This window comes from Pseudomonas sp. G1002, assembly GCF_013385455.1.
In the GTDB taxonomy this organism is placed as follows: Bacteria; Pseudomonadota; Gammaproteobacteria; order Pseudomonadales; family Pseudomonadaceae; genus Aquipseudomonas.
Genome location: NZ_JACAPY010000026.1, coordinates 99,380 through 116,832 on the forward strand (window position 1 = coordinate 99,380; position 17,453 = coordinate 116,832).

Genomic DNA, 17,453 nt, shown 5'->3' on the forward strand with positions numbered 1-17,453 from the left:
CCTTAAGCCGCTTGTGCCACGCAATGCTCGATCAGCGCCTCCAGTTCGGCCTGGTACTCTCGCATCAACTGTTCGACGGTTTCGGCACGGTAGCGGCGCGTGCTGAAAATACAGCGCATCGCCAGGCGTCCGTCATACACCTGCCCCACCACTTCCAGCCAATTGCCCAGGGCCGCCTGCGGGCTGTAGCAACTGCCATAGCTCTCCTGAGCCGGCACCAGCATCGCCTTGTCATCGAAGCTCTGGTCGAACTGCCCCAGGTAGTTGAAGGTGACACGCGCCTGGGGTGCCAGGCGCAAGGTATCGGCCATCGACACACCGCTCATGTGACGCAGGATGCCGTAGCCCAGGCCCTTGTTCGGTACGGCCGCCAATTGCCGCTGCACCGCACGCACCGAGCTCCCGATGTCAGCCCCGGCACCGGGTGCCAGGCGCACCGGGAACATGCTGGTGAACCAGCCCAGGCTGCGGCTCAGGTCGATGTCCTTGACCAGGTCTTCGCGGCCATGGCCTTCGAGCTGGATCAATACCGAAGGCTGCCCGCTCCAGCGGCACAACACCCGGCTCAGCGCGGCGAGCAACACATCGTTGATCTGCGTCTGGTAGACCGCAGGCACTTGCTTGAGCAACTGCTGGGTATGTTCCTGCGACAGGCCCATCAGCGCGACCGACTGGTACTGCACCTGGTTCTTGCCACGCGGGTTATCGCACGGTAGCTCACTGCCCGGCTGGTCGATCTGCTCAAGCCACCAGGCTTGCTCCTGCGCCGGATAATTCGCCGCGTACGCTTGCAGCCCCTCGGCCCAGGCCCGGTAGCTGCTGGTACGAATCGGCAGGGCCGGCGCCTGGCCATTGCGGTAAGCCTCATAAGCGACCTGCAAATCCTGCAGCAGCAAACGCCAGGAAACGGTGTCGATCACCAAATGATGGATCACCATCAATACCCGCACCTGGCCATCGCCCAACGTCACATGAGCGGTACGCCACACCGGCCCGTCTTGCAGGTCCAGGCTGCGCTGTACCTGTTCGGCGTACAGCTCAAGCTCCGCTTCATCGGCCACGGTGTGTTGCCATAACAAGGGCTCAGTGGCCCATTGCGCCTGCATGTCCTCCAGCGGCTGGTAATGCTGGTAATAGCGTGCGCCCACCTCACGAAAGCGCAGGCGCAGGGCGTCGTGCTGCTTCAACATGCAGCGCAATGCCAGCTCCAGCGCCGGCAGATTCAGCGCCTGGCGTGCACGCAGCATCAATGCCTGGTTGTAATGGTGCGGCTCGCTCATACGCTGGTCGAACAGCCACTGCTGGATCGGAATCAGGTTGAACTGGCCCTCGGCGGCCACCTGCGAAACATCCTCGATCAGCGTGGCGACGGTGCTTGAACGCTGCTCGAAAATCGCCTCGATGGTCTGCCCGCGCATCAGGTCCCGCAGCTTGAGGTCCATCTTCAGTTCAGGGTGGTTGCGTACCCGCGAGACGACTTGCAGGCTGAGGATCGAGTCACCGCCCAACTCGAAGAAGTTGTCGGTGATGCCCACGCGCTCCACTTGCAACACATCAGCCCAGACCTGTGCCAGCAGTTGCTCGTCACGAGTACGGCCGGGAACATACTCGCCGCCCTTGAATTCAGGCTCCGGCAAGGCCTGGCGATCCAGCTTGCCGTTGGGCGTGACAGGCAGCGCCGCCATGCAGATGACCTGGGTGGGCACCATGTAATCCGGCAATTGCGCGCGCAAGTCCGCCTTGAGGCGATCACCGATGGCCATGCCATCGGGCGTCACCACATAACCGATCAGTTGCTTGCCCGACGCACTGTCACGGGCGATCACCAACGCGTCACTGACATCGTCCAGTTGCCGCAGGCTCGCCTCGATTTCCCCCAGTTCAATGCGAAAGCCCCGGACCTTGATCTGGTGGTCAATACGCCCGACGTAATCAAGCACACCATCAACACGCTGGCGTACCAGGTCGCCGCTGCGGTAGAGACGATCGCCCGGCGACCCGAACGGGTCCGGCACAAAGCGCTCGGCACTCAGGTCCGGACGACGGTAATAGCCGCGGGCAATGCCCTGGCCACCGATGTAGAGCTCACCGGCAATCCCCGGCGGCAGCGGGTTGAGGTCTTCGTCCAGCACGTACAGCGCGCGCTCGCCGACAGCACGCCCGATCGGCGCATAGGCGGCCTCGCACCGGGTGTCGACCGGGACCTTCCAGAGCATCGGCGTGACCACGGTTTCGGTGGGGCCATAGCCGTTGGTAAAGAACTGTGGACGCAGTGCCGCTTTCACTTGTTCGAAGGTCTGGTCCGGCACCGCATCGCCACCGAAGCAATACACCCGTACCGCGGGTGGTTCCTGTTGGCTATGGGCCGCGTACTCGGCCAACTGCTTGAGGTAGGCCGGCGGGAAACAGGCAATCGTGATGCCGTGTTGATGCAAGGCGTCGAAGGTCTGCTCCGGTGTCCACAGGCTGGCATCGCGGATCACCAGCGTGCCCCCGCTCAATAGCGTACTGAGCCAGCGCTCATGAGCGCCGTCGAAGGCAAACGACATGAAATGCAGCTCGCGGGTGCGCTCATCCATGTCATACAGCCCGGCAATGGCCTGGCAATGCATGCTCATCGGCCCATGCGCCACTGCCACGCCTTTCGGCCGACCGGTGGAGCCCGAGGTATAAATCAAGTAGGCCAGATTGGCGCCCAGCAAACTGCTGGCGGGCGGCGTGTCGCTGTAGCCGGCGCGGTCAAACGTATCGATGGCCAGTTGCGCCAGGCCTTCCACCGCCGGGAGGCGCGCCTGCACCTGGCTATGGGTCAGCAACAGCGCCATCGCCGAGTCTTGCATCATGAACGCCAGGCGTTCGGGCGGATAGTCGATGTCCAACGGCACATAAGCCGCGCCGCTTTTCATCACCGCCAGTAACGCCACGATCATCTCGACGGAGCGCTCCAGGGCCACCCCGACCACCACTTCCGGCCCAGCCCCCAGCTCGATCAAGCGATGGGCCAGGCCATTGGCTCGACGTTCCAGCTCACCGTAGCTCAGCGAATCGCCCCCACACACCAGTGCCGTCGCCTCGCCACGCGAATCGGCATGGCGTGCGATCAGTTCCGGCAAGAGCTGCGCCTGATAGCTGGCATTCGGCGCCGCACTCCACTGCTCAAAGGCTCGCCACTGCTCGGCCCCAAGGCGCTGAAGGTTGCCCAGGCGCGCCGTCGGCGTAACGATCATGGCCTCGAGGGTGTCTTCCATGCAGCGGCGAATCTGCTCTACCGCCTCGACACTGAAGGCATTGCGCAGGAACAGATATTCGATCGACAACTGTTCGCCGAGATTGACCGCCAGGTCCATCGCAAAGTTGGTCACGTCATGGTTACGCGACTCGCCGAAACTCAGGCCGGTGTCCTGTTGCTCACCCAGGCGCTCATCGATCGGGTAGTTTTCAAACACGATGATGCTGTCGAACAGCCCTTGCCCACCCAGCCCCGACCAGCGCTGGATATCCGCCAGCGGCGCGTGTGCGTGCTCACGGATGTCCATGTTGCAGGCCTGCAACGCTTGCAGCCACTGATCCAGCGGCTGCGCGGGTTCCAGGGTCTGGATCACCGGTAGCGTATTGATGAACAGCCCCAGGATGTTGTCGGCATTGGCCAACCCCGCAGGACGGCCAGCCACGGTGGCACCGAACACCACAGTGTTCTGCCCGGTAAAGCGTTGCAGCAACAACAGCCACGCGCCCTGGATCAGCGTGTTGGGGGTGATTTGCAAGGCGCGGCAAGCCTGTTGCAGGCGTGCGGTTTGCACCGCATCCCAACGTGAGTAAAGCGCCTGGTGCCCGGGCAAATCCTCGACATGCCGCGGGAACATCGCCTGGTTCAGCGAGGTGGCCTGCTCCAGCGTCGCAAGACGGCTTCTCCAGAAGCCCTCCAGCGCCCGTTGATCCTGGCGTTGCAGCCATTCGATGAACTCGCGGTAACGACCGTTGCGTGTCGGCACGTGGCCCTGGGCATAAAACTGCATTACCTCGCCAAACAGTCGCGAACTGCTCCAGCCGTCCATCAGGATGTGATGGCAGGTCCAGATCATCTGGTAACGGTCGTCCTCAAGCCGCAGCAACAGCACACGCTGCAACGGCGCACGGGCCAGATCGAACCCTTGCAGGTAATCAGCCGTTGCGCGCTCGCCGATCGCCTGTTCGCTGATGTCCTGGCCGCGCCAATCTTCGATCAGCAGCGGCAATTCGGCCTGGCGGTGGACAATTTGCACCGGGGCGCTCAAGCCATCCTGCCAGTGAAAGCTGGTCCGCAGAATGTCCTCACGCTCAATCACCGATTGCCAGGCTGCGGCGAAGCGCTCGGTATCCAGCCCGTGTACCGGCAGGCTGATCTGGTTGATGTACAAGCCGCTGCTGTCGTCGGCCAGGGTGTGGAACAGCATGCCTTCTTGCATCGGTGACAACGCATAGACGTCTTGCACCTGCGCCACGGGCACCGGCAAGCCGTCAAGGTGCGCCTGGGTCAAACGGGCCAGCGGGAAGTCAGACGGCGTCAGGCCCTGATGCTCTTCGCCGCAGCAATGCTCGATCAGTGCCTGCAACGCGACGCCGTAGGCATCGGCCAATTGCTGGACGGTGGCCTCATCAAAAACGTCGCGGCTGAAGGTCCAGTCCAGGGACAACTGGCCGTTGTACACCCGGCCATCGATGGTCAGCCAGTTGCCCAGCGCCACGTCATCAGCGTGCCCAGCCCCGCTGCCCTCCTCGCTCGGCGCGAATAACGCCTGCTCATCAAAGCTCTGGTCGAACTGGCCGAGGTAGTTGAAGGTAATCCGGGCCTGCGCGAGTTTCGCCAGACGCGAGCGGACATCCTCTGCACCGAGGTAACGCAGCACGCCATAACCCAGGCCCTTGTTCGGCACCGCGCGCAGCTGTTCCTTGATGCCCTTGATGGTGTCTGCCGCGTGCACCGATGGGGTCAATACCACCGGGAACAGGCTGGTGAACCAGCCCAACGTGCGGCTCAGGTCGACGTCGCCGAACAGTTCCTCACGGCCATGGCCTTCCAGTTGCACCAGGCACGCAGGTTGCGCAGTCCACTGGCAAATCACCTGCGCCAGGGCACTGAGCAAAAGGTCGTTGACCTGGGTGCGATAGGCCGACGGTGCCTGCTTGAGCAGGCGCCGAGTCTGTTCTGTATCCAGACGCGTGTTGACCGAATGGCCATGCACCGAAGCCTGGCTGCCCTCAGGCCGCGCCCGTGGCAGTTCCGGCAACGCATGGGCCTGTTGCCCGGTCCAGTAACTCAACTCCCGAGCCAGCCCTTCGCTGTGGGCGTAGCCCTGCAACTGCTCGGCCCACGCCTTGAACGCGGTGGACTTGGGTGGCAACACCACAGGCTGGTTTACCGCCAGCTGCCGGTAGGCCGTTTGCAAGTCTTCCAGCAGCACGCGCCACGACACACCGTCCATCACCAGATGGTGAATCGCCAGATGCAGGCGCGAACTGCCGTCCTGCACTGCGATCAGGCTGCAACGCAGCAGCGGGCCGTGTTGCAGGTCGAGGCTGCGTTGCGCCTGGTTGGCAATGGCGATGATCTCATCGGCGTTCTCTGCCTGGCGCTGCCAGAGGCCTACCGGTTGTGCGCCGACGGCCTCATGGCTGGCCTGCCAGGTACCATCGCCCGATTGCACGAAGCGCAAGCGCAAGGCGTCATGATGGGCCACCACGTGCTCAAGGGCCTGCTGCAGACATGCGCCGTCCAATGGCTCGCGCGGGGTCAGCATCAGCGACTGGTTCCAGTGGTCACGGTGCGCCATGTCATTGGCGAAGAACCAGTGCTGCATCGGAACCAGATGGCTGTCACCGCTGACCGGCCCCTGATCGATCGTTGCGGCTTGATCGGCGCTCGCAGCCCGGGCCAGCGCCTGGATGTTCTGGTGCAGGAACAGGTCCTTGGGGGCCAGGCCGATTCCCTGCTGACGTGCACGGCTGACCACTTGAATCGAATTGATCGAGTCACCGCCCAAGGCGAAGAAGTTATCGGCAGTGCCCACCCGGGCCACGCCGAGCACGGCTTGCCAGATCTCGACCAGGGCACTTTCGACTGCATTGGCGGGAGCCACGAAGTCCTGCTGTACCTCAGCCATGTCTGGCACCGGGAGAGCCTTGCGGTCGAGTTTGCCGTTGGGGCTCAGGGGCATTTTCTCCAGCGGCGTCAGGTGCGTCGGCACCATGTGTTCCGGCAGGGTCTGGCGCAGATGCGCAGTCAGCGCCTCGCGCAGTGCCGGCCAGTCGCTGGCGGCGCCAGGCTGGGTAACGACGTAGCCACTCAGGGCTTTGCCGTTGCGGCTGTCCTGCGCCACCACCACGGCTTCGCGCACGGCCCCGTGCTCCAGCAGACGGGCCTCGATTTCACCCAGCTCGATACGAAAGCCGCGGATTTTCACCTGATGGTCAATACGGCCAATGTAATCAATCACCCCGTCAACGCGGTAACGGGCCAAGTCGCCCGTGCGGTACAGCCGTTCACCCGCGACAAACGGGCTTGCCACGAATCGTTCGGCCGTCAGCTCAGGGCGACGGTGGTACCCACGCGCCAGTCCCTGGCCGCTGAGGTACAGTTCGCCGTTGACGCCGCAGGGCACCGGGTTGAGCTCGGCGTCGAGAATGTAGGTCATCAAGTTCGCAATCGGCTCGCCGATGGGCACGGCGTCACGGCCCTCGTCACGACAGGTCCAGTGGGTGACATCAATTGCGGCTTCGGTAGGGCCGTAGAGATTGAACAGCCCCGCGCCCGGCAGCTTGGCGAAGACCTGCTGCTGCGCATCGATCGGCAACGCTTCGCCACTGCAAACGATACGGGTGAGGCTGGTGCAGCGGCTGACATTGGCATCCAGCACGAACGCTTGCAGCATCGACGGCACGAAATGCAGGGTAGTAATGCCTTCGCGCTCGATCAATTGGACCAGCTTCTGTGGATCGCGATGATCCCCTGGCGACGCCACGACCAAGCGGACGCCGGTCATAAGCGGCCAGAAAAACTCCCAGACGGACACATCGAAGCTGAACGGCGTTTTTTGCAGCACGCGGTCGTCGGCGTGCAACCCGTAGGCCTGTTGCATCCAGCACAACCGGTTGGTCAGGGCGCCGTGGCTGTTGCCAGCCCCTTTGGGTTTGCCGGTGGATCCGGAGGTGTAAATCACATAGGCGAGGTTTTGCGCGACGGCCCGCGACTCGGGGTTGCCTTGCGCCTCACCGGCCAGCCAGGCATCGTCACCATCGAGTATCAGCGTGCGCACCCGTTCCGGCAGCGGCAAGGTTGCGACCAGCGCTTGCTGGGTCAGCAACCATTCGATGCCGCTGTCGTCGATCATGTAGGACAGGCGTTCCGGCGGGTATTCCGGGTCCAGCGGTACATAGGCGCCGCCGGCCTTCAGGATCGCCAACAGGCCCACCACCATTTCCAGGCTGCGGTGCAGTGCAATGCCCACCAGCACATCGGGGCCTACGCCACGCGCGATCAAGGCATGAGCCAATCGGTTGGCCCGCGCGTTGAGCTGGGCATAGGTCAACGACTGCCCCTCGAACACCAACGCCACGGCATGCGGGGCCCGCTCCACCTGGGCTTCGATCAAGTGGTGCACCGGCTGGTGGTTCGGGTAGTGGGCGAACGTGCGGTTCCAGTCCTCAACCATCATCCGGCGCTGCACCGCATCGAGCATCGGTAATTCGGCGATGCGCTGGGTGGGGTTGGCCACAATCGCGCGCAGCAGGTTCAGCCAGTGTTCGCCCAGGCGTGCGACGGTGGCTGGCTCAAACAAGTCAGAGGCATAGGACAGTGCGGCACTGATGCCTTCGCTGTACTCGAACGTATCCAGGGAGAGGTCGAACTGCACGCTGCCCGAATCCCAGGTCAATTGCTCCAGGCTCAACCCCGGCAGTTCAATCGCCTCGCGACGAGCATCACTGGCATGGTTGAACATGGCCTGGAACAACGGCGTATGGCTCAGGTTGCGTGCAGGTGCAAGCAGCTCCACCAGTTGCTCGAACGGCAGGTCCTGATGGGCCTGTGCTCCCAGTACCCGCTGCTTGACCTGATGAAGCAATTGGTCAAAGCGCAGGTGCCCCTCAATGTCGGCCCGGAGTACCTGGGTGTTGACGAAGAAACCCAGCATCCCTTCGGTTTCCAGGCGATTGCGGTTGGCAATCGGTACCCCGACACGAATATCCTGCTGCCCGCTGTAGCGGTGCAACAAGGTCTGGAAGCCGGCCAGCAGCAGCATGAACAGTGTGGTGTTTTGCTGCTGCGCCAGGCGCTTGAGACTCTCGGCCAGGGACGGCTCGAGGGTGATCGGCAGCCGGGCCCCACGATAGCTTTGCTGAACCGGACGTGGATGGTCGGTTGGCAGTTCAAGGACCGGTTGCTCGCCGCCCAACTGTTCTGTCCAGTAGCTGAGCTGACGTTGCTGCTCACCCGCCGCCAGCCACTGACGCTGCCACTGTGCGTAATCGGCATACTGGATCGGCAGTGCCGCCAACGCCGCCGGTTGGCCTTGACTGAAGCCGCGGTATAACTGCATCAGCTCATCGATCATGACCCGCATCGACCAGGCATCCGACACGATGTGGTGCTGGGTCAGGATCAGCACGTGATCTTCAGCGCCCAGTTGCAACAGCTTGACCCGCAGCAACGGCCCACGCTGCAGATCAAAGAGTTGGCGGGTTTCAGTTTCAATCAAGCCGCGCAGGCCAGGGTCATCCAGCCCGGCAGCCGCCGACTCAAGCGCAATCGCCACCGGTGCCGGCGCGTCGACCCGTTGTACGGGACGCTCGTTCTCCAGCACAAACCGGGTACGCAAGCTCTCATGACGCGCCACCAGGGCGTCAAAACACTGTTGCAAGGACGCCAGATCAAGGTGTCCGCGCAAACGCAGGGCCGCGGGAATATGGTAGGCGCTGCTGGTGGGCTCCAATTGCCACAAAAACCATTGCCGTTGCTGGGCATATGACAGGGCAAGCGGCTGGTCGCGTGCAACGCGCGGGATGGCCTGTTCAGGAGTCAACGATGCCGGGGCCATCGCCTCGACAAATGCTTGCAGGGTGTTATGGGCGAACAGCAGGCGCAAAGGCACCTGGACTTGCAGTTGCTGGCGAATCCGCGAAACCATTTGGGTCGCCAGCAGCGAATGGCCGCCCAGCTCGAAAAAGTTGTCACTCAGGCCAACCCGCGGCACGTTGAGCACCTCGGCCCAGATCGCCGCCACCGCTTGCTGCACCGGCGTCTGCGCAGCCACGTAGGTTTTCTGCCATTGGCTGGCATCGGGCTTGGGCAGTTGCCTGCGGTCCAGCTTGCCATTGGGGGTCAGCGGGAACCTTGGCAACAGCACCATATGCGCCGGCACCATGTAGTCGGGCAAGTTGGCCTTGAGCCGGGCGTTCAGGCTATCGCGCAGGCGACCCTGGCCGTCGGCATCCAGGCCCTGCCATTCGGCGGCGGGGACCACATACGCCACCAACGCCTGGCCGCCCGGGGAATCCTGGGCCAGTACCGCGGCTTCACGTACAGCGTCCTGCTCCAGCAGGCGCGCTTCGATTTCCCCGAGCTCGATGCGGAAACCGCGAATTTTCACCTGATGGTCGATCCGCCCCAGGTATTCGAGGATACCGTCCGGGCGCTGACGTGCGAGGTCGCCGGTGCGGTAAAGCCGCTCGCCGGTGCTGGAAAACGGATGGGGAACAAAACGTTCCGCGGTCAATCCCGGGCGCTGGAAGTAACCCCGCGCCAGGCCGTCCCCGCCGATCAGCAATTCGCCGGCAACACCATAGGGCACCGGCATCAGGTCTGCACCGACGATGTACAGCGATGTGTTGTCGATTGGCCCGCCCAGCCAAGGTTGCGCAGCCTGCGGACGCAGCCGGTGCAACGCCGACCAGACCGTGGTTTCCGTCGGGCCATAGAGATTCCAGACTTCACCGCCAAGGCCAAGCATGCGCACCGCCAGTTCCTGGGGCAACGCCTCGCCGCCGCACAGGCACGTGCACCCCTGGAGCACGTGGGCCTGTTCATTGTCGAGCAACATGCGCCAGGTCGAGGGAGTCGCCTGCACCACGTTGACCTGTTCGGCGTCGATCAGGGCCAGCACGGCGTACGGGTCCTGCGCCACCTCCTGGCCGGTCAGCACGATGCACGCGCCGACCATCAGGGGTACGTAGATTTCCAGGCCGAAAATATCAAACGAGAACGTGGTCAGTGACAACGCCCGATCCTGGGCGGTCATGCCCGGCACCCTGGCCATGCTTGCGACAAAGTTGGTCAGGGCGCCATGTCGCACCATCACCCCTTTCGGCTGGCCGGTGGAGCCAGACGTGTAGATGACATAAGCCAGGTGCTCCGGATCCAGCCGGGTTGGCAGATCGTCACCGGCATGGCCGTCAAGCCAATTGCCCGGTTGATCCAGCACCAGCGTAGTGACCGTGTCAGGCACCGGGATCTGGCTGAGCAGTGAATGTTGGGTCAGCAACAGGTCGATGCCACTGTCCTCAATCATGTAGGCGAGGCGATCCTGCGGGAACGCGGGATCGAGAGGCAGATAGGCGCCGCCGGCCTTGAGGATTGCCAACAACCCGATCAGCATGTGCGGGCTGCGTTCGACGGCAATGCCCACCAGCACACCCGCGCCCACCCCGTGACGTTGCAGCTCCACCGCCAACTGATTGGCCCGGGTATTGAGTTGCCCGTAGCTCAAGCGCTGGCCATTGATGACCAGCGCCTGCGCCTCCGGCGAGCGGGCCACCTGTGCCTCGAACAATCGATGAACATAACCCGCCTGCGGTGTGGCTACCGACGTGCGGACGCAATCGTCGAGCTGCGCTTGGCGCTGTTCAGCGTCAAGCAACGGCAGCTCACCGATGCTTTGTGCCGGGTTCGCGATGATTGCCTGCAGCAGGTTTTGCCAGTGCCCGGCCATCCGCGCAACCGTGTCTGCACCGAACAGATCCGTGGCATAGATCAGCGCCGCAGACAGCCCATCGGGGCGCTCCATGGTTTCTAGGGTCAAGTCGAACTGTGCACTATGGGTATCCCAGCGCAGCCCCTCGACCTTCAATTCACCGGCCGGCCCCTCGCCCGCCGGGCCTTGGGTCTGGTGGTTGAACATCACTTGAAACAGCGGGCTGTGGCTCAGGTTGCGTTGCGGCTGCAAGGCTTCCACCAGTTGCTCGAACGGCAGGTCCTGATGCGCCTGGGCATCCAGCGCAGTCTGCTTGACCTGTTGCAGCAAGGCACTGAAGGAGCCCTGGCTGTCGACCTCACTCTTGAGCACTTGGGTGTTGACGAAAAAGCCGATCAACCCCTCGGTCTCCACCCGGTTACGGTTCGCGGTCGGCACGCCAACCCGAATGTCGTTCTGCCCGCTGTAGCGATGCAGCAAGGCCTGGTAGGAGGCCAGCAGGATCATGAACAGACTGACCCCTTCGCGCTGGGCCATCTGCTTGAGGCCGCAGGCCAGCGCGGTGTCGATATCCAACTCCAGCCGGGCACCGCGATAGCTCATCACGGCCGGGCGCGCAACGTCAGTCGGGAGCTCAAGCACCGGCTGCTCGCCGCCCAGTTGCGCGGTCCAGTATTGCAACTGCCGCTCCCGCTCGCCGGCCTCCATCCAGTGCCGCTGCCAGATGGCGTAGTCGCTGTATTGAATCGGCAACGCTGGCAGTTCCAGGCTCAACCCTCGACTGAACGCGGCGTAACCCTTGACCAACTCCTCGACCATTACCTGCATCGACCAGCCATCGGAAACGATGTGGTGCAAGGTGACAATCAGCACATGGTCATCCGCGCCCAGTTGCAACAGGCACGTACGCAACAAGGGCCCCTGCTGCAAGTCGAACAGCCGGCGCGTCTCGTCTTCGATCAAGTGCCGCAGTTGCGCCGCATCCGGCACCTGGGCCAGAGGCTGCACCTGCAGATTTACCGGTGCAGCCTCCTGCACTTGCTGCACCACTTGCTCGCCGTGCACCACGAAGGTGGTACGCAGGCTCTCATGGCGCGCGACCAGCGCACTGAAACTCTGTTGCAGCGCCGCAATGTCCAATGGACCGCGCAAGCGCAGGGCCGTAGGCATGTGATAAGCCGCGCTTTCCGGGTCCAGCTGCCACAAAAACCATTGACGCTCCTGGGCAAAGGACAATGACAACGTGTCGAACTCGGCACTGACAGGCGGAATCGGCAGGTTCGCCGGGGAAACGTCCTCTTCGAGCATTTTCTGCAGGTAAAGACGGCGTTTTTCCAGCGGCAGCGTTATGAAGCGCCTGGCAATACGTTGTGCGACAGCGGTGTCCATCAAACCTCCTCGAATTCATCAAGCAGCGCTTCAAGCTTGCTCAATTTTGACGTGCTCATTGACGTGCCGGTCTGCTCCAGTTGCGCGACAAACGCACCGAGGACCGGAAATTGGAATATCAATTGGGGCGTTAACTTCATGCCCAGTTCGAGCTGCAGGCGCGACACCACATTCACCACCAGCAGCGAATGCCCGCCCAGCTCGAAGAAATCATCCGCCAGACCGACCTGCTCAACGTTGAGCACGCCTTGCCAGATGGCCGCGACCTTGCATTCCAGATCGCTTTGCGGCGCCAGGTAAGCCGAATGCAGCGCGCGGGTATCCGGTGCGGGCAGTGCCTTGCGGTCGAGTTTGCCGTTGGGTGTAAGCGGCAGTTGATCGAGGAAGACCAGATGGGTGGGCACCATGAAGTCCGGCATCTGTTGTGCCAGCCGCGCCTTGAGCTGTTCACCCAAGCGCGCCTCGGCCGCCCTATCCAGGCTGCTGTCCTGGCTGACAAGCCAACCCACCAGGCTCGTGCCGGTCGCCGTTTCCCGAGCCAGCACTACCGCGTCTCGTACTTCAGGTTGAGCGTGGAGGCGGGCTTCGATTTCACCCAGCTCAATGCGCAGGCCACGGATTTTCACCTGATGGTCAATCCGGCCGATGTATTCGATTACGCCATTTTCGGCGTGGCGCACCAGGTCGCCGGTGCGATACAGGCGTGCGGCGGCCGACTCGCCAAACGGATCGGGAACGAAGCGCTCGGCGGTCAGCCCTGGACGCTGGTGATAACCACGGGCCAGGGATTCACCACCGATGTACAACTCGCCAATCGCCCCCACGGCGCAAGGCTGCAAGGCGCCGTCCAGCACATAGGTGGATACGTTGTTGATCGGACGACCGATGGCGATGATTCGCCCGTCGTCTTCGACAGTGGCCGCCACGGCATGGCTGCTGGTATCAATCGTGGCCTCCGTGGGGCCATAAAGATTGCGCAGCTCGCCATCGAAGAGGCCCAGGACCTGGCGGGAAAGGTGCGCACTCAGCGCTTCACCGCCGCACAGCAGCAGGCGCAAGGAGGCCAGGTGTTCACGGGTCGCCAGCGGCAACAGCGCCTGCAGCAACGATGGCGCCACTTGCAGCACACTGATCCCCCAACGCTCCACCTCGACCCACAAGGTGGTCAAGTCCAGGTTCAATTGCGGCGCGGCCAATACCAGTTGCGCGCCGCTCATCAGTGGCAACCAGAACTCCCACACCGAGGCGTCGAAACTGATGGCGGTCTTCTGCAGGACACGGTCACTGTGATCCAGCTTCAGGCAACCCTGCATCCATTCCATATGGTTGCTCAGGGCGCCATGGCGAATCGTCACGCCTTTGGGTTTCCCGGTGGAACCGGAGGTATAGATCACATAGGCGAGGTTCTGGCTGTCGACGGTTACCGAAGGCTCATGCTCGCCGTAGCCATCGAACCGCTCGGGCAGTGCGTCCAGCAGCAGGCAGTCCACGGCCACGTCAGCGAAGTACGGCTGTACGCTGGTTTCGGTCAACAGCAAGGCAATGCCGCTGTCCTCGACCATGTACATCAAGCGATCCTGTGGATAAGCGGGGTCCAGCGGTACATAGGCACCACCGGCCTTGAGGATCGCCAGTAGCCCGACGACCATCTGCACGCTGCGCGGCATGCACAGCCCCACCAACACGTCCGGGCCTACACCCCGCTCGATCAACGCATGAGCCAGGCGATTGGCGCGCAGGTTGAGCTGGGCATAGGTCAGCGACGCTTGATCGGCCAACAGGGCCGGCGCATCAGGCGTGCGTCGAGCCTGGGACTCGAACCATTGATGAACGTGGCGTGGGTCGGTGGCCGGCACTGCCGTGGCATTCCAGTCGCGCAACAGCACGGTGCGCGTCGCCGCGCCAACCAGGTCGATATCGCCCAGGCTACGGTCGGCGGCCAGGCTCACCATCTGTGCGAGCACGTGCTCCACCTGCTCAGCCAGGCGCTGGATTGTATGTGTATGGAACGCAGCATGGGCATAAGTGAAGTGCAGGCTCAGGGTCTCATTGAGATTAACGGCCAGGGTCAACGGGAAATTAGTCTGTTCCTGATTACCCACCGTGCCGAAGCTCAGGCCTGACGGTGCCTGCGCTTGCAGGGCCTCGGCCAGCGGGTAGTTTTCGAACACCAGCAGCGTGTCGAACAGGCCTTCACCGCCCTGCCCGGCCCAGCGCTGAATCTCGAACAGCGGCGTGTGTTCATGCTCGCGCAACGCAACGTTGCGGGCCTGAAGCTGTTGCAGCAGGCTGGTGACCGATTGTTCCGGCCGGGGGCTGGCAATCACCGGCAAGGTATTGATGAACAGGCCTATCTGCTGTTCGACGCCTTTGAGTTCGCCGGGGCGTCCGGACACCGTGGCGCCGAAGGCCACCGTGTCATGCCCGGTGTAATGTTGCAGGAGCAGCAACCAGGCCGCCTGGACCACGGTGTTGAGGGTGACCTTTTGCTGGCGGGCGAATTCGCCCAGGCGTTGGGTCTGCTGTTGGGACAGTGAGTGATACAGGCTGGCATGGCTGGTCTCGACAGCCGGCTGCGGCGCGGCGAAACGGTTTTCGGCGAGGCGCGTCGGCGCGTCGAGCGCGTGCAGTTGCGCACGCCAGAACGTCTCACTGGCCTTGGCATCACGCCCTTGCAGCCAGGCGATGTAGTCACGATAGCGGCCGGCCGGGCGCGGCAGCACCTGGCCATCGTAACGTTGCAACACCTCGCCCAGCAGCTGCGAGTTGCTCCAGCCGTCCATCAGAATGTGGTGATGGGTATAAATCAGGTGATAACGCTGTTCAGCGGTCTTGACCAGCACCAGCCGCAGCAGCGGCGCGAGGGCGAGGTCGAAACCCTGGTCGCGCTCGCTGGACGCCAACTCGACGAGGGCCTGCGGGGCATCCGTGCGTGTGCTCCAATCCAGCGCGGTGAAGGGTACGCGCACCTGTTTATGCACCACCTGCACCGGTTGCTCGCTGCCTTCCCAGATGAAACTGCTGCGCAAAATGTCATGGGCGTCGACCGCCGCCTGCCAGGCAGCCTCGAAACGCTGTGGGTCGAGACCGTCGATGTCCAGGCACATCTGATTGATGTACTGACCGCTGCCGTGTTCGTACAAGCTGTGGAACAGCATGCCCTGCTGCATCGGCGCCAGCGGGTAGATGTCATCCACCGAACGGGCGGCGAGGCCCAGGTTATCGAGCTGCGGTTGGGTAAAGCTGGCCAGCGGGAAGTCGGAAGGCGTCATGCCATGGTTTGCAGGATCGCAGCAATGACCGATCAACAGAGCCAGTTCCACGGCATAATCGTCGGCCAGTTGCTGGATGGTGGCCTGCTCGAACTGTTGGTGGCTGAACGTCCAGCCCAGGCTCAGTGCGCCATCAAATACCCGCCCGTTGAGGCTCAGCCAATTGCCCAGGGGCGCCATCGCGCTTTGCTCTTCACCGGCGCTTTCGCTGGCCGGGCTGAACAACGCGCCCTGTTCCTTATCGAAGCTGGCGTCGAACTGCCCCAGGTAGTTGAAGGTAATGCGCGGCACCGGCAGCGCTTGCAAGGCTGACCGGCTGGCCTCGTCACCGAGGAAGCGCAGCGCGCCGAAACCCACCCCCTTGTCCGGGATCGATCGCAACCCTTGCTTGATCGACTTGATCGAGTCCCCGAGTGCCGCCGCCGGCGACAACTGGACCGGGAACATACTGGTGAACCACCCCACGGTGCGCGTCAGGTCGATGTTGGCAAACAACTCTTCGCGACCATGGCCTTCAAGCTGGATCAAGGTACTTGCATGCCCGGTCCAACGGCAGACCACCCGCGCCAGGGCGGTCAGCAACAGGTCGTTGACCTGAGTGCGATAGGCGGCTGGCGCTTCCTGCAGCAGTTGCCGCGTCAGGTGTTTGTCCAGGCGCGTATGAACAGTGATGGCCTGGCCGTTCTGTGGGCTCGCCTCGGGGTTGAGGCACGGCAGGTCAGCCGGCGCACCTTGCAGTTGCGCCTGCCAGTAGGCCAACTGCTGCTGCAATTGCGCGCTGCGTGCATGCGCTTGCAACTGTTCGGCAAACGCCTTGACCGAGCTGGTCTTGGCCGGCAATTGCAAGGCTTGCCCGGCGAGCAATTGGTTGTAGGCCGTTTGCAGGTCGTCGAACAGAATCCGCCACGACACACCGTCCACCGCCAGGTGATGGATCACCAGCAACAGCCGCTGGGTGCCATCGTCCAGAGTCGCCAACACGGCGCGCAGCAAGGGTCCGGTTTGCAGGTTCAGGCTGCGCTGGGCTTGATTGGCCAGCACTTCCAGCGCGCCAGCATCGGCCACCGGGCGCACCCATAACAGATCATTGCGCATCGATGCGTCGCGATGGCTGGCACTCCAGCCTTCGGCGCTTTCGTTGAACATCACCCGCAACGCATCGTGATGCAGCACCAGCGCCTGCAATGCTTGCTCCACCAGCGCCGCTTGCAGCGCACGGGCCGGTTGCAGCAGCACCGACTGGTTGTAGTGATGACGCTGCGGGATGGCGTCGGCAAAGTAAGCCTGTTGAATCGGTAGCAGCAACGCCGGGCCCTGCACCGCAGCCTGATCGATTACCTGCACCGGGTCACCGGTCTGCGCGACAGTCGCCAATGCCTGCACCGTCTGGTGCTGGAACAGGTCTTTTGGACTAAAGCGGATGCCGGACTGCCGGGCGCGGCTGACCACTTGAATCGAGATAATCGAGTCGCCACCCAGTTCGAAGAAGTTGTCGGTGAGGCCAACCCGTTCCAGTTTCAGCACGTCTTGCCAGACGGTTGCGATTTGCTGTTCCAGCGCGCTTTGCGGCGCCACGTATTCGTGCTGTACCTGGCTTGCGTCCGGCTGCGGCAGGGCCTTGCGGTCGAGCTTGCCGTTGGCGGTCAGTGGCCATTCATTCAGGAACAGCAGGTGCGTCGGTACCATGTAGTCCGGCAGGTCCGCTTTCAGCTGCGCCTTGAGGGCGCCTGCATCCTCGGCGCCTTGCGCCGGGATCACGTAAGCCACCAATTGCTGGCCGTTCAGCCCTTCCTGGGCCAACACCACGGCTTCGCGCACCGCCGCCAGGGCGTTCAGGCGCGCTTCAATT

2 protein-coding genes are annotated in these 17,453 nt (G+C 63.0%); both read right to left on the minus strand.

Annotated elements, in window-relative coordinates; translation table 11 throughout:
• Positions 1-2 precede the first annotated feature (2 nt).
• Positions 3-12,332 carry a non-ribosomal peptide synthase/polyketide synthase gene (locus HX801_RS14230; protein ID WP_177022274.1) on the minus strand — a complete coding sequence of 4,110 codons (12,330 nt, stop codon included), beginning with the start codon at positions 12,330-12,332 and terminating at the stop codon, positions 3-5.
• Positions 12,332-17,453 (minus strand): non-ribosomal peptide synthetase (locus HX801_RS14235; protein ID WP_177022275.1); only part of this gene is annotated, 5,122 nt, incomplete at its 5' end. The genes HX801_RS14230 and HX801_RS14235, both read right to left, overlap by 1 nt.